Below are 24928 nucleotides of genomic sequence, written 5' to 3' on the forward strand. Positions count from 1 at the left end.
GGAGGTTATCTTGAACATCGACATAAAACCCCTATTGGTATCCAGGTACTATGGCGAGGTTGGTTAAAATTACACGACCTCTGTGAAGGTTGGCAGCTTGCAAAAGAGACTTAACGGTAAAAGTCAGATCTCGCAGTGGTTCGACATAAGTTAGGGTTTGATCGGCGTATTCCACCTCAGAAATCATCAAACCGGCGACAAATGCCCCCATTTCAATGGACAGCCCCAAATGCTCTGTCAACAGGGCAATGCCCAAACACAAGGCTACAACCCCTAATAAAAATAGTTCTCGGCTTTCAGTACGGGCTAACAGTCGCAACAAAGGCGGTATCAGCCACATCCCCGCAGCCACTGCACCAGCAGCAAATAAAGCAATCCACAGTAGCGCTGTTAGCACGGCGATACCAATGGTTTCTGCTGGTTGGTTTAGGGCTGGTAGAACTGCTAACATCAGTCCCAGTGCCAAGTCTTGGACTACCAAAATCCCCAACATCACCTGTCCGTGAGGCGTTTCTGTTTCATTGCGTTCCATCAAGCACTTGAGGACAACGGCTGTGGAAGACAAGGATAGAATACATCCCAAAAACATCCCCTTCGCGGGTAAGGTTCCCCAGGCCCCGCTTAACCCGGATACCACAACTGTTACCAAAATTGTCAAAGCAATCTGGAGTCCACCTCCACCAAGAGCGATCGCTTTTACCTTCTTGAGTTCCGCAAAGGAAAATTCTACACCCAAGGCGAATAACAAAAAGGCGACACCAAACTGTGCCAGAGTCTCTACTTGAATAACTTCTTTAATTAATCCCAGTCCGGCTGGCCCAATAATCATCCCGCCGATGAGATAGCCTAGCAGCACGGGTTGCCGTAAAAGTGCCGCTAACAATCCACCACAGGCTGCAACGCCCAAAACTAAAACTAAATCAACGATTAGCCTAAAATCTTCTTGCACCAGTTTTAAAAGAACTATTTATTAAGACCTATTAATTCAGGATACAAAGTTTTACGATCTCAAACAGCTTGTTTGGAAATTGGGTATGGGAAATTGGGGATTGGGGATTGTGGATTGGGAATTGGGGCAAGAAGTTTTTTAACTGCTGCTCAATGCCCATTAAATTTTAGGTGAGCTAAGGGCACTCAGTAATAGGAGTGACCACGGCATTTTAATATCGGGTACGAGCCATGAGTAGTTTCTCAGGATAGGTAATGCAGTCGGTAGCACAAAACGTAAAGAACGTAGTGATGCGGGCCGAGCGCCATTTTCATCGACAATTCCATATTTATCAGCGAGTTCGGCAACAATTTGCACACGTCCTGTACGGCGCATTAAATTTGGTTCACAAGCAAGTGCAGCAATTACCCGTCCAGTTAATAATGGAGTTTCCCAGTTGTAGCGATCGCTAAGGAATGAGTTTTTTTGCTCAGTAGCATTGGTTTGATTCATCTCGTCAGCAAAACGGGAAAAAAGCTCAGTACCAACAATACCTGGCCAAATTGAAACAGAAGCCACATTATGGGGTTTTAACTCAACAGCCATATCAGCCGCTAGGCGATCGCAAGCTGCTTTTCCCACACCATAAGCTGTATTAAAGATATAAGACATACTGCCCCACGAGGAAATGGTGCAAATTAGTCCAGAATTACGTTTGGTCATCATTCGCGCAGCAAAAACACTCGCAACATAGTGGCTACGAAGACCAACGTTGTTGCTTGCATCCCATAGACTTAGTTCACAATCCCAAAAAGGCTGCCCAAAAGCGTTTTTTATTGCCTCAACTCCTGAGTAAGCATTATTCACCAATAGATCGAGTTGTCCATCCTGCTCATCTTGGATGCGCTCAAACAGTAAACGCACCTGCTCATCGTCGCTGTGGTCTACTTGGACGGGAATACACACACCACCGGCTTCCTCTATAGTTGATTGGGTTTCACCAAGACTTCCTAAAACCGCATCACTGGAGGAGTTGTTGAGGCTGCGTCCCGTGACGTATACAGTTGCCCCAGCCTCAGCCAAACCAATAGCAATTCCCCTACCAATTCCCCGCGTAGCACCTGTTACTAATGCCACTCTTCCCTCAAGGTGTTTCACGATCGCTTTTCCCTGTGGTTAATTTATTTTAAAGCCGGAGAACCCCAGCCTTAAAAAAGGCAAAAACCTCTCAAAGTCCCCCTTTGCTTAGGGGGATTTAGGAGGATCTACAACTACAAATAATGTCTACCACTCAATCTAAGTAAGTTGGCACGAAAAAAACAAGTATGTTACAAAACGCAAATAGGCTTAAAACCCTTACTAATGAAAGATGACGAAGGACAAATGACAAATGACAGCCCTAGCCAGTTACCTTTAATTGCGCCGACCTACTAACCAATTAATTTCTGCCAGCTAGCAGGCCCAACAATCCCATCGGCATCTAAACCATTTTGCTTTTGAAAGTTCTTGACTACAACTTCTGTTTGCGGCCCGTAAACACCATCATTCTCAACACCTAAACGGTATTGTAAATATCTAACAACTGCACCACCAGCATGGTTTGGTCTGATAATTCGTTTTGCCAAAATTAGATTTATGGCATTCCATGTAGTTGAGTCAGCAACTCCAGTTGGCTGAACTCCGACAATAGCCTGAAATTTTTCGACAGCAGATTTGGTGTTAGCCCCAGCGAAGCCATCTTCTACTAATGCCTTACCATTTTTATCAGTTATTTTGAGTCGATTTAAGGATTTTTGCAGCCTGAGAATCGTAGCATCTGCATTCTCCTCTTCATCTGGTACGGGGTTAACAGGAGTACTCGCTACTTTACCAGTTAAGCCTTTGACGATCGCATTGGCCATTGCTTCAGGATTAAAAAGATTCATATCTTTTTGCGAATCGATGAAGCAACATTCTATCAAGATAGCAGGCATATCTGTATTTTTCAGAACATACAAGTGGGAACCACTCTTAACGCCGCGATTAAAAAATCCCAACTTGACGATTTCATCTAATACAGGTTTAGCGATTTTTCTACCAGTCTCACTAGTGGCAAATACTTCTGTACCATTAGCTTGGTTATTAAAAGCATTAAAATGAATTGAGACGTAAATATCTACTTTACTGCCATTAGCTGTAGAACATCTTTTTGAGAGTGAGTCACGGACTGTACTAGCACTACTCGGTCTACATACTACAACATCATTACCTAAAGCTCTTAACTTGGCTATAACTCTATTACCTACATCTAGAGTTAAATTATCCTCAAATTTAATTCCTCTGGCTCCTGTGTCTGGTGGACAATTGTGTCCGCTATCAATTCCAAATTTCATGATTTTATCCTCAAATTACTTCTTTTTACACTAGTTCAAAACTCTTCAAATTTTAGAGAAAAAGTTTTGTTAATAAATTTGTTGAAGTACTTGTTCACAATGTCCGCATTGTTTTAAGCATTAATACGCTAGCAGACAAAATATGTTTTTCTGCGAACCTGAACAGCAAATTTATATGCTAAAATACCTTAATTAAAAGGTATGTTTTCACCAAAAACACAACCATTATAATTTATCAAAATCGAGAATAACAAGGTTAATTTTTGCAATAAATTTCAATGTAGCAATTGCCTTCACTATTCAGATAATAGCGCTTTAGAAAAGTAGAAAGCCATAAAAGACATACCTAGTAGCGCAAGGCGTAATTCGTAATTCGTAATTTGTAATTCGTAATTACCATTGCATAAGGGCTTTAGACATTTCAAATGGGTGGCTTATTTACGCCGAACTGTACTAGTTAGATATCCAAATCCTTAAACCGACGCACCTCCTGATATGAACGTGGGCTTATAGAGTCGTAAACCATGTACAGACTCTACCCTTGGCTTGCTGTTAACCCTGAGCAGCTTAACACATAATACTTTACAGTATTAAAGAATACGTGATATTTTCTACACACCTGCGGGAGACTTAGATATTATCGAGTTGCATACATTCACAAACCTGTCAGCACAAGAAATTCGTTCGCTGTGTAGAGGCACTAAAGCAATACTGCTTGGGTTTTGGATTTTGAACTCGGAATTGGGTTTGGGAAAAAGGTTAAAGGTTTTTTCTTTCCCCTTCCCTTTAACCGACAAGTGTTGGGTACTAAAGGAATTAAAATATCCCAAAGGCGTTGGTGAGGGTGAAGCAATACTTTTCCGGTTCAGGGGAAAAGGGGAAAGGGAAAGGGTTTGAATTTCCCTTTCCCCATTGCCCTTTAACCTTTCCCCAGACCAAAAGAGAGATTATTGGGTTTATCCGAAAAGTATTGGAGGGTGAAGTTCTAGCTACCTCAAGAAATTATTGACCGGAATCTGTGGGTAGATATATGACAATCAACCTGAAAGCACGTTTAAGATTTAAGTAAAGAAATATTTCGTAGCTTACAGGCATGAAACGCATCGTCTTGGTTGCTGGGTTTGAATCATTCAACGCTGACTTGTACAGGAAAGCAGCTTTTTTGGCTAACTCTCGCTGTCCTGAGTTGGATATTCGGGTATTTAGCGATCGCAATATTACCAGTCAACGTGCCGAGGTAGAAGCAGCACTTGATAACGCTGATGTATTTTTCGGTAGCCTGCTATTTGATTATGACCAGGTTGTGTGGTTGCGCGATCGCATTTCTCAAATTCCCATCCGCCTAGTCTTTGAGTCAGCCTTGGAATTGATGAGTTTAACCAAGTTGGGTGACTTTGCCATTGGCGACAAACCCAAAGGAATGCCCAAACCAGTTAAATTCATTCTTGACAAATTTAGCAACGGACGAGAGGAAGACAAACTTGCTGGTTACATCAGCTTCTTAAAAATTGGCCCTAAACTACTGAAATACGTCCCAGTGCAAAAAGTCCAAGACTTACGCAACTGGTTAATTATCTATGGTTACTGGAATGCTGGCGGGCCAGAAAACGTCGCTTCATTATTCTGGACACTGGCAGAAAAATACTTAGATTTAAAAGTCGGTGACATTCCCCCGTTAATCGAAACCCCCAACATCGGATTACTCCACCCCGATTATCAAGGGTTTTTTGAATCGCCCCGCGAATATTTGGAATGGTATAAAACCCATTGTAGAGACGCGATTCATCGCGTCTCTACAAAACCAGTTGTCGGTATTCTTCTCTACCGAAAACACGTCATTACCAAACTACCCTACATTCCCCAACTAATTCGCAGTTTTGAAAAAGCCGGGTTAACTCCTTTACCCATTTTCATCAACGGCGTAGAAGGACACGTGGCGGTACGAGATTTGATGACAACCGACTATGAAATTCAGCAACGAAAACTAGGTAATATAGAAACTCCCTCACTTTCTAGTGAAGCAGTTAAAGTAGATGCGATCGTTTCCACAATTGGCTTTCCTCTGGTGGGTGGCCCAGCTGGTTCAATGGAAGCAGGCCGCCAAATAGAAGTAGCAAAGCGCATCCTGACTGCCAAGAATGTACCTTATATTGTTGCTGCACCACTATTAATTCAAGATATTCACTCTTGGACGCGCCAAGGTGTTGGCGGATTGCAAAGTGTGGTGTTGTACGCCTTACCAGAATTAGATGGGGCCATTGATACCATTCCACTCGGTGGGTTGGTGGGCGAAGATATTTATCTAGTTCCTGAACGGGTGCAGCGATTAATTGATAGGGTGAAAAGCTGGGTGTCTTTGCGGCAAAAACCTGCTTCGGAACGCAAAATTGCGATCGTTTTATATGGGTTCCCGCCAGGTTATGGTGCTGTGGGGACGGCTGCATTATTAAATGTGCCGCGTAGTTTGCTGAAGTTTCTCCACGCACTGAAAGAACAAGGTTACACTGTGGGAGATTTACCGGAAGATGGGGAAGAATTGATTCGCTGGGTGAAAGAAGCGGATGAAGCTAATCCTCTTGTGGGGCAGTCGTCTCGCCTGCTCCTAAATAATGGCGCTCATGTTGCCCAGCCCACAAGTACTGTAAATTTCCGCACTCTAGAAAAATGGCTGGGATATTTACAAACTTCCCGCATCGAAAAACAATGGAAATCTTTGACGGGAACTGGTATTAAAACTTATGGCGAGGAATTTCAGATTGGTGGTGTGCAATTAGGTAATGTGTGGATAGGTGTACAACCACCTTTGGGGATACAAGGCGACCCGATGCGCTTAATGTTTGAACGGGATTTAACGCCTCATCCGCAATATGCTGCTTATTATAAATGGTTGCAAAATGAGTTTCAAGCTGATGCTTTAGTTCATTTTGGAATGCATGGGACGGTGGAATGGTTGCCTGGTTCTCCGTTGGGTAATACGGGTTATTCTTGGTCGGATATTTTGTTAGGAAACTTGCCTAATCTATATATATATGCGGCGAATAATCCTTCGGAATCGATGTTGGCAAAACGTCGCGGTTATGGTGTGTTGATTTCTCATAATGTGCCTCCTTATGGGCGGGCAGGTTTGTATAAGGAATTGGTGGCGTTGCGGGATTTGATTTCGGAGTATCGGGAAGATCCGCAGAAGAATTATGTTTTGAAGGAAGGGATTTGTAAAAAGATTGTGGACTCTGGGTTGGATGCAGATTGTCCGTTTGAGGATGCGAGGAAGTTGGGGATTGCGTTTACGCCGGAGAATGTTCGGATGTTTAGCGGTCATGCTTTTGATGCTTATTTGGTGGAGTTGTATGGATATTTGCAGGTTTTAGAGAATCGGTTGTTTTCTTCGGGGTTGCATACTTTGGGGGAAAAGCCGAGTGAGGAGGAGTTGGGGTCTTATTTGGAGGCTTATTTTGGGGGGGAGGAGGAAGAAAACGAACCGCGAAGGCGCGTTCACGAAGTGTCTCGAAGAGAAGGACGCGAAGAAGAAGAAAGGTTAATAAGGGATTTGTTGATGCAGTCTACGGATGAGTTAACGAATTTGTTGAGGGGGTTGAATGGGGAGTATATTCCGCCTGCGCCTGGGGGGGATTTGTTAAGGGATGGGGCTGGTGTGTTACCGACTGGGAGAAATATTCATGCTTTAGATCCTTATCGGATGCCTTCGCCTGCGGCGTATGAACGGGGACGAGAAATTGCTCAAAAAATTATCGCGCAGCATTTGGATGAATATGGGAAGTATCCTGAAACGGTGGCGGTGATGCTTTGGGGATTGGATGCGATTAAAACTAAGGGGGAATCTTTGGGGATTCTGTTGGAGTTGGTGGGGGCTGAACCTGTTAAGGAAGGAACTGGTAGGGTTGTTCGTTATGAGTTGAAGCCGTTGGCGGCGGTTGGACATCCCCGGATTGATGTGTTGGGTAATTTGTCTGGGATTTTCCGGGATAGTTTTGTAAATATCATCGAATTATTGGATGATTTATTTCAACGGGCGGCTGATGCTGATGAACCGGATGATCAGAATTTTGTTAGGAAACACGCTTTGGCTTTAAAAGCCCAAGGGGTAGAAAATACCTCGGCGAGATTGTTTTCTAATCCGGCGGGTGATTTTGGTTCTTTGGTAAATGATCGCGTTGTGGATGGTAACTGGGAATCTGGTGAAGAGTTAGGCAATACTTGGCAAAGTCGCAATGTATTCAGCTACGGGAGAGAGGATAAAGGTCAAGCTAGACCGGAAGTTTTGAATACGTTGTTAAAAACTAGCGATCGCATTGTCCAAGAAATTGATTCGGTAGAATATGGTTTAACTGATATTCAAGAATATTACGCCAATACGGGCGGTTTGAAAAAGGCAGCAGAAAAACAAAGCGGTAAGAAGGTGACAACTAGCTTTGTGGAAAGCTTCTCGAAGGATACTACACCGCGCAATTTAGATGATTTGCTGCGAATGGAGTATCGCACTAAGTTGGTAAATCCCAAATGGGCGCAAGCGATGGCAAATCAAGGTTCTGGTGGTGCTTTTGAAATTTCACAACGGATGACGGCGTTGATTGGTTGGGGTGGTACTGCCGATTTTACCGATGATTGGGTTTATGACCAAGCGGCTGATACTTATGCTTTAGATGCAGAGATGGCGGATAAGTTACGGAAGGCAAATCCTGAAGCTTTTCGCAATATTTTAGGGAGAATGTTAGAGGCGCATGGGCGGGGTTTCTGGGAAGCTGATGGTGATAAGTTAGATAAGCTACGTCAGTTGTATGAGTTGACAGATGAAGAGTTGGAAGGAGTGACGGTTTAGAAAGTTGATGCGTTAAAAGTTCAAATAAAGACACTAACGATTAATAAAAATGATTCTAGAGACGGCGATTTATCGCGTCTTTACTTAACCGAACCGTATTGAAAGCGATGTCTACGACGGGCTACGCCTACGCTATTACGCTTGAAGCTGTAAAAATTAAAACCTTTGCAGCTAAGATTACTTCATGTATAAGAAAGGCTTAAGTTTTTCTTGCAAATGTATAAGCTGTTGCTGCAATTGCTTAATACTTTGCAACAAATGATCTTCCATGTATAAGAAAGGCTTAAGTCTTTCTTGCAAATGTATAAGTCGTTGCTGCAATTGTTTAATATTTTGCAACAAATGCTCTTCCATATATAAGAAAGGCTTAAATCATCGCAGCAATTGTTGTAATGAACTTATGAATTTATGAATCAATTTGGGAGATGCTTCAATGTAACTGTCGGTACTCAAACGGGTTCGTCCGTCTGCGCCTCAATACGGTTCGGTTAAGGCAAGAGACGCGATAAATCGCCGTCTCTACAAAGGACTGATTATTTCCGATTTAGTACTGTGCGATCGCTTACTCGCCCAAGTTAGGCATCGCCGACAATTGATGCTGCATAACAGCGTTCAACTAGCTATCATTAGCTAAGTGGTATGCCAGATACATCGACGGCAATACCATTGAGTTAGCAGTCTTTATAAACTGCTTACACTCGCACCCATAAAAATTAGTTTGATCCACCTTCTATTCCCTGCTTTTTATTGTGATACGCATTGGCTCAAAGTACTCTAAATAAGTACGGGGTGCAAAAAATACAAAAATTTCTTCAAGGATTAAGATTAAGGATAAGGTTATGGCAACCGAACAGTTAACTAGAGACAGCGACAATCTCGATTTAAATCAGCTATTAAGAACGCTGAATGCTGTTAAACAGGGTGACTTCTCGGCTCGGATGCCTATAGATCATACTGGTGTGGCGGGGAAAATAGCTGATACGCTCAATGATATTATTGACCAGAATGAGCGGATGGCGGCGGAGCTACAGCGAATTGGTAACGTTGTCGGCAAAGAAGGCAAAATTGCTGAACGTGCTTCCCTAGGAGATGTTCGTGGTTCTTGGTCAAATTGTGTTACTTCTGTCAATACTCTAATTACAGATTTAGTTCAACCAACAGCTGAAACTACGCGGGTAATTCGGTCGGTTGCTAATGGTGATTTATCCCAAACGATCGCTACAGAAATTGACGGCAGACCCCTGCAAGGTGAGTTTCTCCAAACTGCTAATATCGTCAACACGATGGTAGAACGGCTTGGTTCCTTTGCGAGTGAAGTAACAAGAGTTGCCCGTGAAGTGGGAACTGAAGGTAAGTTGGGCGTTCAAGCCGAAGTGCAAGGTGTAGCTGGCACTTGGAAAGATTTGACGGATAACGTTAACTTGATGGCGGGTAATCTCACTGGTCAAGTTCGCAACATTGCCGAAGTTGCTACTGCGATCGCCAATGGTGACTTATCCAAAAAAATCACTGTGGATGTGAAAGGCGAAATTCTGGAGTTGAAAAACACCGTCAATACAATGGTGGATCAACTTAATTCTTTTGCATCAGAAGTCACAAGAGTTGCCCGTGAAGTGGGAACTGAAGGTAAATTGGGCGTGCAAGCAGAAGTTAAAGGTGTTGCAGGTACTTGGAAGGATTTGACTGACAACGTTAACTTGATGGCTGGAAATTTAACCGCCCAAGTGCGTAATATTGCGGAAGTGACAACGGCGGTAGCGAATGGCGACCTTTCTAAAAAAATTACTGTTGATGTCAAAGGCGAAATTCTGGAGTTGAAAAACACCGTTAACATCATGGTGGATCAACTTAATTCCTTTGCAAGTGAAGTAACAAGAGTTGCCCGTGAGGTGGGTGCTGAAGGAAAATTAGGCGGTCAAGCAGAAGTTCGCGGGGTAGCGGGTACGTGGAAAGACCTTACCGATAGTGTGAATTTCATGGCGGGAAGCTTGACGGCACAGGTGCGGAATATTGCCGAAGTGACCACGGCGGTAGCGAATGGCGACTTATCCAAGAAAATCACCGTCGATGTGAAAGGTGAAATCCTGGAGTTGAAAAATACCATCAACACAATGGTGGATCAACTTAATTCCTTTGCAAGTGAAGTAACAAGAGTTGCCCGTGAGGTGGGAACTGAAGGTAAGTTAGGCGTACAAGCAGAAGTTCGGGGAGTTGCGGGGACTTGGAAAGATTTAACTGACAACGTTAATTTAATGGCGGGTAATCTCACCGGACAGGTGCGAAATATTGCCGAAGTTGCAACTGCGATCGCAAATGGCGATCTATCCAAAAAAATCACCGTCGATGTTAGAGGTGAAATTTTCGAACTCAAAAATACCATCAATATCATGGTGGATCAACTCAGTTCCTTTGCATCAGAAGTTACAAGGGTTGCGCGTGAAGTTGGTAGTGAAGGTAAACTGGGTGTACAAGCTGATGTGCGCGGTGTCGCGGGTACTTGGAAAGATTTAACTGACAGCGTGAACTTCATGGCGGGAAGTTTAACGGCACAGGTGCGAAACATTGCCGAAGTAACTACCGCCGTTGCAACAGGCGACTTATCCAAGAAAATCACCGTTGATGTAAAAGGTGAAATTCTGGAGTTGAAAAATACTATCAACACGATGGTGGATCAACTCAATTCCTTTGCATCAGAAGTTACTAGAGTTGCCCGTGAGGTAGGAAGTGAAGGTAAACTTGGCGTACAAGCAGAAGTGCGCGGCGTGGCTGGAACTTGGAAAGATTTAACCGACAGCGTAAACTTCATGGCGGGAAGTTTGACGGCACAGGTGCGGAACATTGCCGAAGTAACTACGGCGGTTGCAACAGGCGATTTATCTAAGAAAATCACTGTTGATGTTAAAGGTGAAATCCTGGAGTTGAAAAATACCATCAACACAATGGTGGATCAACTCAGTTCCTTTGCATCGGAAGTAACAAGGGTTGCCCGTGAAGTGGGAACTGAAGGGAAATTGGGCGTACAAGCAGAAGTAAAAGACGTTGCTGGAACTTGGAAAGACTTAACCGACAGCGTAAACTTCATGGCGGGAAGCTTGACGGCACAGGTGCGGAACATTGCCGAAGTGACAACTGCGATCGCAAATGGTGATTTATCTAAGAAAATTACTGTTGCCGTCAAAGGCGAAATTTTGGAACTCAAAAATACCATCAATATAATGGTGGATCAACTCAACTCCTTTGCAAGTGAAGTAACGCGGGTTGCCCGTGAGGTAGGAAGCGAAGGTAAACTGGGTGTGCAAGCAGATGTGCGCGGCGTGGCTGGCACTTGGAAAGATTTAACTGACAGCGTGAACTTCATGGCGGGAAGTTTAACGGCACAGGTACGAAACATTGCCGCCGTTACTACAGCCGTAGCTAATGGCGATTTATCTAAAAAAATCTCTGTTGATGTCAAAGGTGAAATTTTAGAGTTGAAAAATACCGTTAACACGATGGTAGATCAACTCAATTCCTTTGCAAGTGAAGTAACGCGGGTGGCGCGGGAGGTGGGAACTGAAGGTAAGTTGGGCGTACAAGCAGAAGTTAAAGGTGTTGCCGGCACTTGGAAGGATTTAACTGACAGCGTAAACTTCATGGCGGGAAGTTTGACGGCACAAGTGCGAAACATTGCTGAAGTAACCACCGCCGTAGCTAATGGCGACTTATCCAAGAAAATTACTGTTGATGTAAAAGGCGAAATTCAGGAACTTAAAAACACCATTAATACAATGGTGGATCAGCTAAATTCTTTTGCATCAGAAGTTACTAGGGTTGCCCGTGAGGTGGGAACGGAAGGTAAATTAGGCGTGCAAGCTTACGTCAGAGGAGTTGCTGGGACTTGGAAAGATTTAACGGATAACGTGAACTCGATGGCGGGAAACCTCACCGGACAAGTTCGCAACATCGCGGAAGTTACCAAGGCGGTAGCGAATGGCGACTTATCTAAGAAAATTACCGTCGATGCCAAAGGCGAAATTTTGGACTTAAAGAACACCACCAATACGATGGTGGATCAACTTAGTTCCTTTGCCAGTGAAGTAACGCGGGTGGCGCGAGAAGTGGGAACTGAAGGAAAGTTGGGTGGACAAGCCCAAGTCCAAGGTGTTGCAGGAACTTGGAAAGATTTAACAGATAACGTTAACTCAATGGCGGGTAACTTAACGGCACAAGTGCGCGGTATTGCCAGAGTTGTCACGGCAGTTGCTAACGGTGACTTGAAACGGAAACTGATGTTAGATGCTAAGGGAGAAATTGAAACCTTGGCAGAGACAATCAACGAGATGATTGATACCCTAGCGACATTTGCCAATCAGGTGACTACAGTAGCGCGGGAAGTGGGAATTGAAGGGAAGTTAGGCGGACAAGCGAGAGTACCTGGCGCGGCTGGGACTTGGAAAGATTTGACGGATAATGTGAACGAACTTGCTGCTACACTGACAACTCAGTTGCGAGCGATCGCAGAAGTTGCTACAGCTGTAACTAAAGGTGATTTAACTCGTTCAATTGCCGTTGAAGCATTAGGGGAAGTAGCGATACTCAAAGACAACATCAACCAGATGATTGCCAATCTGCGGGAGACAACGCAGAAAAATACTGAGCAAGATTGGTTGAAAACTAACCTAGCCAAGTTTACCCGAATGCTGCAAGGGCAGCGAGACTTGGAAACCGTATCTAAACTAATTCTCTCAGAACTAGCACCCTTGGTAGGAGCGCAACACGGCGTATTCTTCCTGATGGAATCTGGAGAAAATACACCGTTTTTAAAACTAATCAGTAGCTACGCTTACCGCGAACGCAGACATCTAGCTAACCGCTTCCACTTGGGTGAAGGTTTGGTGGGACAATGCGCTTTAGAAAAAGAGCGAATTCTCTTAACAGATGTACCAAGCGATTATGTGAGAATTGCCTCTGGTTTAGGAGAAGCATCTCCACTTAATGCTGTGGTTTTACCTGTACTCTTTGAAGGACAGGTGACAGCAGTCATAGAATTAGCATCCTTCCGCCGCTTTAGCGAAATCCATTTGACATTCTTCGACCAGCTTACCGAAAGTATAGCGATCGTTCTCAACACGATCGCAGCTTCTATGCGAACTGAAGAATTACTCAAGCAATCGCAATCTTTGGCTGAAGAACTCCAAACTCAACAAAATGAACTCCGGGAAACCAACAAGCGCTTAGAACAACAAGCCCAATCCCTCAAAACTTCAGAGGATTTACTCAAAGGACAACAAGAAGAACTGCAACAAACCAACGCGGAGTTGGAAGAAAAGGCAGAGTTGTTAGCTATGCAGAAGAAAGAAGTCGAGCGCAAAAATCGAGAAATCGAACAAGCAAGAATGTCTTTAGAAGACAAAGCTGAACAACTCGCCCTTTCTTCAAAATACAAATCAGAGTTTCTCGCCAATATGTCCCACGAACTGCGGACACCGCTAAATAGCTTGTTAATTTTGGCGAAGTTGTTGGCAGATAACATAGATCACAACCTCACCAGCAAGCAAGTTGAATACAGCCAGACAATTTACTCAGCTGGTACTGACTTGTTGGCATTAATCAATGACATTCTGGATCTAGCTAAAATTGAATCGGGAACCATGTCAATTGACATGACCCAAATGCCTTTGGTAGAGTTGGGCGAACAAATTGAGCGCACCTTCCGGCAAATCGCTCAGAGCAAAGGACTTGCATTCACAATTGAATTTACTCCCGACTTACCCACAACCATCTATACAGATGTCAAACGCTTACAACAAGTGTTAAAAAATCTCCTCTCCAACGCTTTTAAATTTACGGAGCAAGGGGAAGTCCGCTTGCAGATTGCGGTGGCGAAACAGGGATGGAGCAACGATCAAGTAACTTTAAATCGCGCTCAAAATGTCATTGCCTTCTCAGTTAGCGATACAGGGATTGGCATCGCTCCCGACAAGCAAAAAGTTATTTTCGAGGCATTTCAACAAGCCGATGGCTCTACCAGTCGGAGATACGGCGGTACTGGATTAGGCTTATCAATTAGCCGCGAAATCGCCCGTCTCTTTGGTGGCGAAATTAAACTAACAAGTCAACCCGGTCAAGGTAGCACCTTTACATTCTTTTTCCCACAATTGAATGTTGAGCCTACATCAACACAACTCCCTACTCCCTACTCCCTACTCCCCACTCTCCACTCCTCACCCAGCACTCCTCACTCAGCACTCCTCAGTGACGATCGCGCTACTATTGGCATGGGCGATCGCGTTTTGTTAATCGTCGAGGACGACGTGAACTTTGCCCGCATCCTTATAGAGATGGCGCAACAGCATGAATTTAAGGTGATAACAGCTCAAAATGGCAGTACAGGTTTAGCATTAGCGCAGCAATTCCATCCTTCAGCCGTTTTACTAGATATCCGAATGCCAGAAATGGATGGTTGGACGGTATTGGATCGTCTGAAACATGACCCAAATACTCGCCACATTCCCGTACACATTATGACCGTTGAAGAAGGGCAACAGCGCAGTTTGCAACTAGGTGCGATCGCGTATCTGCAAAAGCCCTTAAGCAGCGAGATAATATCCGAGGCATTGGTCAAAATTAAAGGTTTTGTTGAGCGCCAGGTAAAAAATTTACTGGTAGTCGAAGACGATGACACTCAACGGCATAGCATTGTCGAACTAATTGGCAACAGCGATGTTCATACTACTGCTGTTGCCACAGGTGCAGAAGCGTTAGAAGCCATCCGCACCCAGCATTTTGATTGCCTCGTCCTCGATTTAGGGCTACCCGACATGACCGGGTTTGAATTGATCGATCAGATTAAGCTTCTACCTCACGGCAAAACATTGCCCATCATTGTCTACACCGGGAGAGACATTAGCAAAGCTCAAGAAACCGAACTGAGACGGATTGCCGAAACAATTATCATTAAAGATGTGCGATCGCCCGAACGTCTCCTCGATGAAACAGCATTATTTTTACACCGAGTCCAAGCAAATTTACCTGCACCCAAACGAAAAATACTTGAACAATTGCATTCCATAGATTACTTACTTGCTGGCAAGAAAGCGCTAATTGTAGACGACGATATGCGTAATATTTTCGCGCTGACAAGTATGCTGGAGCGTTATCAAATACAAGTGTTATACGCTGAAAACGGCAGAGAAGGGATTAACGTGTTAGAAAATACACCAGATATTGATGTCGTTTTGATGGATGTAATGATGCCAGAAATGGACGGTTACGAAACAACAAGCTTAATCCGCCAAAACGAGCAATTTAAATCTTTGCCGATTATTGCACTGACAGCTAAAGCCATGCAAGGCGATCGCGAGAAGTGTATTGAAGCTGGTGCATCAGACTACATCACCAAACCCGTAGATACTGAACAATTGCTTTCACTCTTACGTGTTTGGCTATACCGTTAAGCTAAATTAAAGGAGATAGGAGGCAGGGCAATACTTCTCGGTTAAGGGGAAAAGGGGAAGGGGGAAGGGGAAAGAAAAAACCTTTAACCCAAACCCAGTACCCTTTTCCCAAAATCCGATTCCGAATTAAAAATGCACAAAGCGAGAAGTATTGGGAGGCAGGGGGCAGGGAGCCGTTGTACTATTTCAACCCTAATAGGGATTTTGATGAATTGCAATCCAAACCACCCAGCTAAACCTGGAACTGGAGACAGTTTCAATCCCTGATAGGGATTTTGATGAATTGCAATGTGCTTCATCATCTCCTACTCCTTGGAATGATTTAGTTTCAATCCCTGATAGGGATTTTGATGAATTGCAATTTGTTTATCATGTTCTTATGATTCTTTTGGTAAAGTTTCAATCCCTGATAGGGATTTTGATGAATTGCAATCTAAGTCTTCATTGGTAGCTACTTGGTCAGGGATGGTTTCAATCCCTAATAGGGATTTTGATGAATTGCAATCTTCCCGGTCAAAAGGATGTTACATACACCCATGTTTCAATCCCTAATAGGGATTTTGATGAATTGCAATTTTGTCGCTCCCAAAAATGATATTGTCAAGTATAGCGTTTCAATCCCTAATAGGGATTTTGATGAATTGCAATCCGCCAGCTAGCCCATTAACTATTAAGCACTCGATGTTTCAATCCCTAATAGGGATTTTGATGAATTGCAATGCGCTATAAAAGCTCCAGAAGTAGAAGCTCCGCCGAGTTTCAATCCCTAATAGGGATTTTGATGAATTGCAATTTAATAGAAGGATAAAATTATGCCACTCACAAAAGCGTTTCAATCCCTAATAGGGATTTTGATGAATTGCAATTTGGGTGGATGACAATTTGAGCAGCAAGCCTTTGGTTTCAATCCCTAATAGGGATTTTGATGAATTGCAATCTTCGGCTTGTACAGTGCCTTTTGAAATAATTTGTTGGTTTCAATCCCTAATAGGGATTTTGATGAATTGCAATAAAGGAGGGCGATTACAAAATCAAGGTAGTGATTGTTTCAATCCCTAATAGGGATTTTGATGAATTGCAATTTGTGGACGACCCGTATTAAATAAAGTATCAAGTGTTGTTTCAATCCCTAATAGGGATTTTGATGAATTGCAATTAATAGGTTTAACCTTAATCTGTCAAGGTATATTAGTTTCAATCCCTAATAGGGATTTTGATGAATTGCAATTATTAGTAAAAGTGATTGCCCAGATAGGTATTATGGTTTCAATCCCTAATAGGGATTTTGATGAATTGCAATGTGGGGCGCGTCCCCTCATCTCGCGTTCTCTCAGCCGTTTCAATCCCTAATAGGGATTTTGATGAATTGCAATGTTATATTTGCTACTCAAGAAGTTAACACGGGGGCGTTTCAATCCCTAATAGGGATTTTGATGAATTGCAATTGTACCAAATTCCAGCTTGAACTTCAAATTGGTGGTTTCAATCCCTAATAGGGATTTTGATGAATTGCAATAATCTTGATGCACCTCCACCTCCATACCCAGAAGTTTCAATCCCTAATAGGGATTTTGATGAATTGCAATAATTGGGCTTGCGAAGCATTGAGGAGCGGATAACCGTTTCAATCCCTAATAGGGATTTTGATGAATTGCAATGTCAGAGACATCCTTTTTAGCTGAGGTCTGTCCCGTTTCAATCCCTAATAGGGATTTTGATGAATTGCAATCTGTGACGCTGCTCCGTTTGACACTCGTTTACCAGTTTCAATCCCTAATAGGGATTTTGATGAATTGCAATCGTATTTTGGTCGATCGACCTCATACCGGACATCCTCGTTTCAATCCCTAATAGGGATTTTGATGAATTGCAATAGCGGGACGCTGAAAGCCAAGCTGTATTTAGTTTTCAAGGTGCGGTTGCGCGATTCAAGGGCAATCATAGCATTAGAGAATTCGTTTGGAAAGAGCGCCAGGAAAATTTAAAGGCTGAAATCGTATTTTGATAAGCATTTCAGAGATTGCGCGGATAAGGATTAAGCGACTAATGGGTTGAAAGCCTTACTGGAGTTGGGATAGAAGCAATTTTTTAGACCTGTGGAATTTGTACACCTACCCTTCCGCGCATTTTACATACAGAAACCTACCCAGAAGGGGACTCAGCAAAGAAAATTGTTTCGTCTCGTGGCTGTTCTCCGCCAATGCGTTCGACTTTTCCCTGACAACAGCCACAGAGAAAATAAAAGCGCACACTATCGGTATCGGGTTTAATCAATTTGGCTAAACGCGATCGCAGTTTAGCATACTGAGTAGAAGTGATATTGCACTCAAACACACTCAGCTGCATCCATTGTCCGTAAGACTTAAGAACCGAATGGATTTTAGTACGACGCTTATCTTCTGGAATGTCGTAGCTGACAACAATATACATGGGAGTGGGGAATGGGGAATGGGAAAAAATAGCAAGTTATTTGAGAATTAGAGGGGGATATTTATCGATTTCGTTCATGAGATACTTACTCAATAACCTTGCTTGAATTTCAAAGGATTCTTGGTAGGTGCATTTGTTTCCCAAAACTGGATGTTTGAAACTCGATAGTTTCTTTTGTTGATAAGCGCGAAGGAATGTATGCAGTCCTTCTTTGGTTAAAGACACAGCACCACTGAGCGGTTCGGTGGTAAAGTCAGTTAGGGTTAGCGATCGCTTGTTAATCAGCGACAAAACTACAGCATCCACTATTAAAGGACGAAATTCTTCCATCAAATCCAAGGCTAGGGAAGGTCTACCATAACGCTCGACGTGTAAGTATCCTAGATAGGGATCGAAGCCAACAATATTTAAAGCACTTTGTACATCATGGCGTAGTAACGAATACCCAAAACTCAGTAGGGCATTAACTGGATCGGTTGGTGGGCGGCGGCGTCTGGCTTCAAAGCGAAATTCTGAGGTTTTGATTAGCTGTTGAAAACAACCAAAATAGGCTGCACTACCAGCACCTTCTAAGCCTCTGAGAGAATCAATACTGCTAGTTTTTTCAATTGGTGCGATCGCGTTTTCCAATCGAGTGATGTTATTATTCAGGTCAGTATCAGGATGTTCTCGCTGAGTGCGAAGTAAGCTATGGCGGTAATTTTTCAATTTACCCCGGACAAATCCTCTGACTAAATGGATTGCTGGTTCTGATTCTCCCACAGCTTGCCATTGGGCTTTCCGAACAAAGATATTTTTAGTAGCTTCTGGTTCTAAACGTCCTAAATATCGTCCGTTTTGAGTGAGAAATGTCAAACAAATGTGACGTTCTAAAAGTTCATTGACGACGGCGGGAGAAATAGTAGCCCGTCCTAGTACTACAATTCCCTCTATTTTAATTAAAGGGATATCCAGGATTGTTTTTTGTTCAGCTTTGACGGTGAGACGTTCGTCAACTTTACCGATAAAAGCATCGGCTTGTGTTACGTAAACTGTTCCCATTTTTGATGATTCCTAGTAATAATTGGGGATTGGGAAATAGATTTATTGGGTATAATTAAATATGGGTTAGCAAGGGTTGTTGGTGTAGATAATTGGTCTTTTAAGACGCGATGAATCGCGTCTCTACAATGATGGTTTGGTTGCTCATTCTGAACTGTATTAGGGTATGATTTAATTTACTTCTTGATAACTTTTGACTTTATCGGTTGCTTTGGGCAAACATTGCGAATAAAGGCTGCATCCTTGGCAGCGTTTGCTGTAAACTGGTTTTGGCATTGCTCCTGTTTCTAGGAGATTTGTGACAGATTGAATAGTTGCGATCGCACTTTGCCGTAACTCTGCATTAATCTCTACTAATTGCCGTTGATGGGAGTGGGCATAATAGATATATCCAGTAGTAACAGGTTGTCCTGTCATCTCTTCTAAACATAAGGCTTGGGCACAAACTTGCAACTCATCGTTATCCCATTCGCCTTTGCGTCCTCGTTTGTATTCTACTGGATAAACTTGGCCAGATTCGGCTTCAATCAAATCAGATTTGCCGATGAGTTTGTATTGCTCAGACTTTAGCCAAATTGCTCTAATTTGCCAAGTTTCTCCTCGCTGTATATCGCTTGTGGTGTGGACGCGATCGTGTAAAGTTGTGCCTTCAATTGTATATTGATTATCGGTAAATTCCCCGGCACAAAACATCCGCCAACAGCGATGCGGACAATAGGCATATTGATTCAATGCCGCAATTGAAATATATTCTAATGAAGGGGATAGGTGAGAGGTTACAGGGAACAGAAAATTATTCATATTTTTATTCATCGCATTTCTAATGAAGGGGATAGGTGAGAGGTTACAGGGGACAGAAAATTATTCATATTTTTATTCATTGCGTATTGATTAGTCGATTACGAAGAGTAGTAAGCATTTTGCTGATTTCTGTAATCAAAAATAAAGTAGAGTTTGCTTGTGATTGAGGTATATAATTCAACCTTACAGTCAGCATTAAAAAAGTTTCTGTTTCCATTAACGAGCCTTTAGCGATCGCTAAAAAGTTTGCATAATCTTTTTTTGTTCCTCGTGCATGGCCCTCAGCTATATTTGCTGGTACTGATACTGCTGCTCTGGTGATTTGCGAAGTCAATCGATAAGTTTCTGTTGCTGGAAATTTGGCAGTTAATTGATATATCTGCACTACCATATCCATTGATTTTTGCCAAACAATCAAATCTCGATGTGACTCTATTTTCATAGGTGATAGGAAAGAGGTGATAGGAGACAGGTTACAGATTAAGATAAGTTCTATTTGATACATTATTTATAGCCTATCCCCTATCCCCTGTCCCCTGTAACCTACGTGCCATCCCCATACCCATTGTTGTTTTGCGACCAATTCCTGCATACAAAGCAAAGTCAGCTAAAGCGTTAATTTGCTTAATTTGTATTGGTTCAACTGCCCCTAAAATTTTATAAGTAACTTCGCCAAGAATGCCGATAAATTTGCTGCGAGAGTCAGCTAATATTTCTGTGTGAATATTGACAAAAGAAGGAAATATTGACTCGATCGCAATCTGAGATAATTCTATGCCACTGTACTTATTCCACCGCGAAAGTAGGGAATTGAAAACAGATTCTCTGGTAGGAAGAGTAGTATCATACTGTCCTTGACGGAAGGCGGTGGGTGTGGAAAAGGTAAGGTTAATGGAAGAATTGCGATCGCTAGCTTCTTCGTATAATTGAGCATAAGTATTGGCATTTGCCCAAGGTTGAATAGATTGGGGTGTGCCTTGAATGCTGGTAATATACAAGTCAGCCGGGCCAAGATGCCAAGGGCGATTGGGATTAAGATTTAGCCAGAGTTGGGTAAGTTTGCCAAATAGAGTGTCATCTAATAAAGAGATGCGCCACCAACAAGGAGTTCCGGCGGGAATGGGTTGTTGATGTGAATATTGCAATTTAGATCCCCCTTTACCACCCTTTAAAAGGGGGGAATTAATTTGTAAGGGGGAGAGGGTGAAAGCTTTATCAGCAGTGGAATCGTGCAAGCGATCGCCTAATGTGCTATCTACAGAACTGACAAGGGTTAAAAATAGGGCGTGGAGATGTCTACCTGTGAGATATTGTGGTGGGATGGGCGATTGGGGTAGCAAATTCAACACTAAACTATGAGGCATACTTTCTCTTTTTGGTTGTAGACTGAGTGATTCTTGACTCTACAGTGAACTCAGGGATTTCCTGGAGTTCCGCATCACTCAAACTATACTGTTCGCAAACGAGGCTTAGGCGATTTCCTGGGGTTTTGACAGCGTTAACCGAATGGGTTAAATCACCTTGAAAGTAAACTAAAGTATTAAACTGGGGCTTAATTTGCCCAAGTTGGCGTTTGTGCGATCGCAATACCAGTTCTCCCCCTTCCATATCCGTAGGTACGCGCACATAAAGCACACTGACAACCGCAGGCGGTTCAATGGTTTTGGAGTAGGAACGTAAAGAGCGATCGATATGCGGATCGACGCGGGAGCCTTCTTTGAGTTGTAAAGGATTGAGGTAAAAAGCATTACAACTTGATTGGAGAGCCAAATCTAGGTAAGGCTTGAAGTAGGGAAACTGCTGTTCTACCTTTGCTAATCCAGAACGCTGAAATACTACGGAAAATCCTTTAGTGGCGACAAAATCGCGGTTGAGGTTGTTGATAGCAAAGTAAGGACAAGCTTGGATTTCTCCCCACAAGTTGTTTAGGTAATCGCTGGGGAAGGTGTTGGTTTGTTGTTGATAGTGTTTCACTGGGAATGTGAGAAAATATACTTATAAATCGATGTTTTACAAATTCTCGCACCATTGGTGTGAGAATTTAATTATTTATCCTGCAATAAAGACTTCATCATCTGGAAGACGTAATTGTTTAAACTTCATTGCCATTGTTAAAATTCCTGACAACCCTGTAAAAAATCTATATTCTTTCTCCATATCATTACAATCAATGATTATTGGATAAGAAATAATTCCTTGTTTTTTTAATTGAAAAATAACAGCAGCATTTGTTCTTGGACAAATAATTACTCCTGGCAAAAGATGTCTATTCAAAGCTTGTATTAGAGGTGTGGGTCGTATTGCTCCTCCAGCACTGCGGATAATTTGACAATTTTTAAAAGCTGTTAGTTTGTTCAGTTCTGTACTGATAAATTCTTGCCAGTTATCAGTATAACGCAAGCGAAAACTCAATTGATAAGTTTCAGTAGCACGACTGGTGACTTCAATATAATCACCATTTTGGACAAATTCGTAATAGCGTAATAAATGAAAAGGATCTAGTCTTGTTTCCTCCGATTCATCTAGAATAAAACCATGAGGGTCACGAATGGAAAGACTTTCAAACAGACTAGAGCGAAAACTAAATAAAGGTGCATAGCTTGTACTAAAAACTTCAGCAAATTCTTTTAACTCAGCTAGCGCCTCTTCATCTTTTTGAAATAAATCTACGTATTCGTCTAAAGTTGTACGTCCAGTTTGTAAGTCATCCCAATCTTCAGGAAATTTAGCCTTGATAAAGGTTCTGACAAAAGCCTGGCCACCTTTGATATATTTCCAATCTTTTTTGATTTCTTTGGGAGTTTTTTTCGCAATAGTTTCAGCGCCTCGTAAAAGTTTCATTCTATAGCGATAATCATCCCAAGTTCTGTTTCCGTCAAAAATAGATTTTAGAGTATTGAATAACTTCAAAATCAATTTTTCTTCAGCTAAACCTTCAAGCATTTCTTCCAATTCCAACAAGGGGCGGGCAATTTCTAGAAATACTTCTGAACGCCAGTAAGCTTTTAAAAAAGGCTTGTCTAAACAGGGAAGTGTTTCAAGTAAGTCTTTTAGCGCTGTACGTCCCCCATTAGTATCTAGAGAGGTTAAACCTTCTTCCCAAGCGTTAGCAGGTAAGTAAGCAATAGCTTCTGAATCAATATTAGTTTCAGATTTACCCAAAACACGCCCTACTCTACCAATTCTCTGCCAAAATGCGGCGCGATCGCGTGCTGAAAAAATCAACCAATCTAAATTTTGCCGTTTCGGTTCAGGATGTCTTTCAAAGTTAAATCCTACATCTACGGTGCTAGTAGCCAAAATGATTTGACACTGCATAGCCCTTTGTCTATCTTTTTTAGGTGCAGGGCCTGTAATGCGTACGATGTCATCACCAAGTCCTTGCTGTCGTAGTAAATCTGATAAACGATTAATATTATCAAGAGAGTCAAGAATTACAGCACCATTTTCATCAGGTCTTTCTCGAAAACGTTGGATAACTTCTGCTGCTAACTCTGTTAACCACTCTTCCTTACTATCTGGTTTTGGTCTTAATTCCAGATTAACTGCTGTTTGTGACGGTAAAAGATTAGTATTACCTGCTTCTCCATCAATTCTTGCTATCTTCACACCAGCCTGTTTTAAATTCTGCAATGCTAATTCACAAGCTGGTTCTGGTGTTGCTGTTAGCAATACTACTTTGCGTCCGTTTTCAAAAAAGCGAAAAATCTGAGAATAAGCGAGATAAAATAACATTCCTACTAGCTGTTTAGCATCGTAGAGGTGAAATTCATCAAAAATGACTGTCGAAAATTTGATGTAAAAACTACTTGCGATATTACCTCTATCTAAGTTGTTATATGCAAAGAAAGTTGCATAATAAAAGATATCAGGATTTGTGACTAAAATGATGGGTGTATTAGCCCCAACATCAGGAAAAACTGTAGCTGGATTCCGTAATACGTTATACAGCTTTTCCCCTGAACGACTGCCTACTTTATCGTCAGGCCAGCTTTTAATATCTTTCGCGGAAGCTGCTTTGACAACATGAGGTAAATTAGCCTCCCTAACAAACTTTTTTGCTGCTTCTGTTTGCTGTTCAATCAAAGCATTAGTTGGAGCAATGTAAACAGCACTTTTATTTGGCTGATGTTTTAATACTGTTAGTCCTGCATTGGTTTTACCTGTGCCTGTTGGTGCTAAATCAAGGATAATATCTGCATCCTTAGATTGTTTAAATACATCTACTTGATGTTGCAGTCCATTCCCCATAAAAGATAGTTCATCTGGCAAAGATGCACAAGCTGAAATACTGCGCGGTTCTAATCTGATAACTAATCTTTGATTACTCATTGGTACTTTCTCTACCGCAAAAATTTAACCCTGCTGGTACAACCATTTCTCCAACTTTCCAAGCAGCACCCCGAAAACGAAGATTTTTAATGATGGGTGCAGGAGGAATAGAAATTAAATCGAATGCTAAAGCCTCTATTTGCTGTGGTAAATCGGCAGCATTTAGATAATGTTGGCTTTGATATTCACCTTCTGGTAGTAGAGTCACAGGAAATTCATTAAGTATATTCACCTTGACTTTACTCATGAATTTACCAAGGCGAATATAATTTGGTAATTGGTAATTTCCAAATACCAAAGTTTGAAATTTATTTCTGCGTTCAATCATCCGCAGTCTTCCAGTTTGCGGAAAATTACTTGGTCTAAATGAACTTGGTTTTTTACCTTGGCGTTGTAATGGTAAATCTTCCCGCGCCGTAGCAACACGGTTATTAGTCATTGCATACCAGTAGGAATCAGAAAGAGCATTGAAACGTTCAAATCTGAATGTAACTCTACCTACTGGTGAAGCTGGTAATATATAAAAATCCTGTGCTATTGGTTGGAAATCTTCTTTGTAGGTTGGTCGTCCTGTAGCCTGACCTTGGAGGCGATAGGGGGAATTTACCTTACCTAAAGCATAGGTAAGAGCATAATTCCCAATTACCCCCTCAGTGTAATAGGTATCAGACAACTCCCTAGAGGCAAAAAAGACTGGTTCAAGACAATATAATTCAACAAGTTTTGCCTGCTGAAAAGGAATTGTTGACAT

The 24928-nt window shown here is 42.3% G+C and carries 12 protein-coding genes, 1 pseudogene and 1 CRISPR repeat array; of the genes and pseudogenes, 2 read left to right on the forward strand and 11 right to left on the reverse strand.

What is annotated here, in order from left to right; all coding sequences use genetic code 11:
* Nucleotides 1–124: 124 nt before the first annotated feature.
* The 3 genes and pseudogenes from IQ274_RS28100 to IQ274_RS28110 form a co-directional block, all read right to left on the reverse strand.
* Nucleotides 125–949, reverse strand: a pseudogene (locus IQ274_RS28100) (cation:proton antiporter); the annotation flags it as partial.
* Nucleotides 950–1108: 159 nt separating this feature from the next.
* Nucleotides 1109–2086 carry an SDR family NAD(P)-dependent oxidoreductase gene (locus IQ274_RS28105; protein ID WP_194144139.1) on the reverse strand — a complete coding sequence of 326 codons (978 nt, stop codon included), beginning with the start codon at nucleotides 2084–2086 and terminating at the stop codon, nucleotides 1109–1111.
* A gap of 272 nt (nucleotides 2087–2358) precedes the next feature.
* Nucleotides 2359–3300, reverse strand: a complete 942-nt coding sequence (locus tag IQ274_RS28110) for an N-acetylmuramoyl-L-alanine amidase (RefSeq protein WP_163929795.1) — start codon at nucleotides 3298–3300, stop codon at nucleotides 2359–2361.
* A 1093-nt stretch (nucleotides 3301–4393) separates the two neighbouring features.
* Between IQ274_RS28110 and bchH the strand changes: the two genes are divergently transcribed.
* The gene (gene bchH, locus IQ274_RS28115) at nucleotides 4394–8137 is read left to right on the forward strand and encodes a magnesium chelatase subunit H (RefSeq protein WP_194144140.1); all 3744 of its coding nucleotides are present in this window, start codon (nucleotides 4394–4396) and stop codon (nucleotides 8135–8137) included.
* Nucleotides 8138–8976: 839 nt separating this feature from the next.
* Nucleotides 8977–15573, forward strand: a complete 6597-nt coding sequence (locus IQ274_RS28120; protein ID WP_194144141.1) for a HAMP domain-containing protein — start codon at nucleotides 8977–8979, stop codon at nucleotides 15571–15573.
* A 182-nt stretch (nucleotides 15574–15755) separates the two neighbouring features.
* Nucleotides 15756–17447: a CRISPR direct-repeat array (repeat unit 37 nt; unit sequence GTTTCAATCCCTAATAGGGATTTTGATGAATTGCAAT).
* A 268-nt stretch (nucleotides 17448–17715) separates the two neighbouring features.
* Here IQ274_RS28120 and cas2 read toward each other — a convergent pair.
* From cas2 to cas5d, 8 genes are all read right to left on the reverse strand, one after another.
* A complete protein-coding gene (cas2, locus tag IQ274_RS28125; protein ID WP_194144142.1) occupies nucleotides 17716–18003 on the reverse strand; it encodes a CRISPR-associated endonuclease Cas2 in 288 nt (95 codons plus the stop codon).
* 36 nt (nucleotides 18004–18039) lie between these two features.
* Nucleotides 18040–19044, reverse strand: coding sequence for a type I-D CRISPR-associated endonuclease Cas1d (cas1d, locus tag IQ274_RS28130; RefSeq protein WP_194144143.1), 1005 nt, complete (start codon nucleotides 19042–19044; stop codon nucleotides 18040–18042).
* Nucleotides 19045–19215: 171 nt separating this feature from the next.
* Nucleotides 19216–19845 (reverse strand): CRISPR-associated protein Cas4, encoded by a 630-nt coding sequence (cas4, locus tag IQ274_RS28135; RefSeq protein WP_194144144.1) that lies wholly within the window; start codon nucleotides 19843–19845, stop codon nucleotides 19216–19218.
* A 76-nt stretch (nucleotides 19846–19921) separates the two neighbouring features.
* On the reverse strand, nucleotides 19922–20287 hold the full coding sequence (locus IQ274_RS28140; RefSeq protein WP_069070565.1) for a four helix bundle protein: 366 nt from the start codon (nucleotides 20285–20287) through the stop codon (nucleotides 19922–19924).
* A 73-nt stretch (nucleotides 20288–20360) separates the two neighbouring features.
* Nucleotides 20361–21209: a CRISPR-associated endoribonuclease Cas6 gene (cas6, locus tag IQ274_RS28145; RefSeq protein WP_194144145.1), complete on the reverse strand. Its 849-nt coding sequence runs from the start codon at nucleotides 21207–21209 to the stop codon at nucleotides 20361–20363.
* Nucleotides 21199–21819 (reverse strand): 2OG-Fe(II) oxygenase, encoded by a 621-nt coding sequence (locus tag IQ274_RS28150; RefSeq protein ID WP_194144146.1) that lies wholly within the window; start codon nucleotides 21817–21819, stop codon nucleotides 21199–21201. The genes cas6 and IQ274_RS28150 overlap by 11 nt, the downstream gene beginning before the upstream one ends.
* Before the next feature lie 75 nt (nucleotides 21820–21894).
* A complete protein-coding gene (cas3, locus tag IQ274_RS28155) occupies nucleotides 21895–24177 on the reverse strand; it encodes a type I-D CRISPR-associated helicase Cas3' (protein ID WP_194144147.1) in 2283 nt (760 codons plus the stop codon).
* Nucleotides 24170–24928 carry a type I-D CRISPR-associated protein Cas5/Csc1 gene (gene cas5d, locus IQ274_RS28160; RefSeq protein ID WP_194144148.1) on the reverse strand — a complete coding sequence of 253 codons (759 nt, stop codon included), beginning with the start codon at nucleotides 24926–24928 and terminating at the stop codon, nucleotides 24170–24172. Before cas5d ends, cas3 begins: the two co-directional genes overlap by 8 nt.

It is taken from the genome of Nostoc sp. LEGE 12447 (assembly GCF_015206985.1).
In the GTDB taxonomy this organism is placed as follows: Bacteria; Cyanobacteriota; Cyanobacteriia; order Cyanobacteriales; family Nostocaceae; genus Nostoc.

Bases quoted from the DNA above. Each gene is read 5' to 3' on its own strand.
- IQ274_RS28110 (WP_163929795.1), bottom strand. From the start codon at position 3,300: ATGAAATTTGGAATTGATAGCGGACACAATTGTCCACCAGACACAGGA.
- bchH (WP_194144140.1), top strand. From the start codon at position 4,394: ATGAAACGCATCGTCTTGGTTGCTGGGTTTGAATCATTCAACGCTGAC.
- IQ274_RS28120 (WP_194144141.1), top strand. From the start codon at position 8,977: ATGGCAACCGAACAGTTAACTAGAGACAGCGACAATCTCGATTTAAAT.
- cas2 (WP_194144142.1), bottom strand. From the start codon at position 18,003: ATGTATATTGTTGTCAGCTACGACATTCCAGAAGATAAGCGTCGTACT.
- cas1d (WP_194144143.1), bottom strand. From the start codon at position 19,044: ATGGGAACAGTTTACGTAACACAAGCCGATGCTTTTATCGGTAAAGTT.
- cas4 (WP_194144144.1), bottom strand. From the start codon at position 19,845: ATGAATAATTTTCTGTTCCCTGTAACCTCTCACCTATCCCCTTCATTA.
- IQ274_RS28140 (WP_069070565.1), bottom strand. From the start codon at position 20,287: ATGAAAATAGAGTCACATCGAGATTTGATTGTTTGGCAAAAATCAATG.
- cas6 (WP_194144145.1), bottom strand. From the start codon at position 21,209: ATGCCTCATAGTTTAGTGTTGAATTTGCTACCCCAATCGCCCATCCCA.
- cas3 (WP_194144147.1), bottom strand. From the start codon at position 24,177: ATGAGTAATCAAAGATTAGTTATCAGATTAGAACCGCGCAGTATTTCA.
- cas5d (WP_194144148.1), bottom strand. From the start codon at position 24,928: ATGTCAACAATTCCTTTTCAGCAGGCAAAACTTGTTGAATTATATTGT.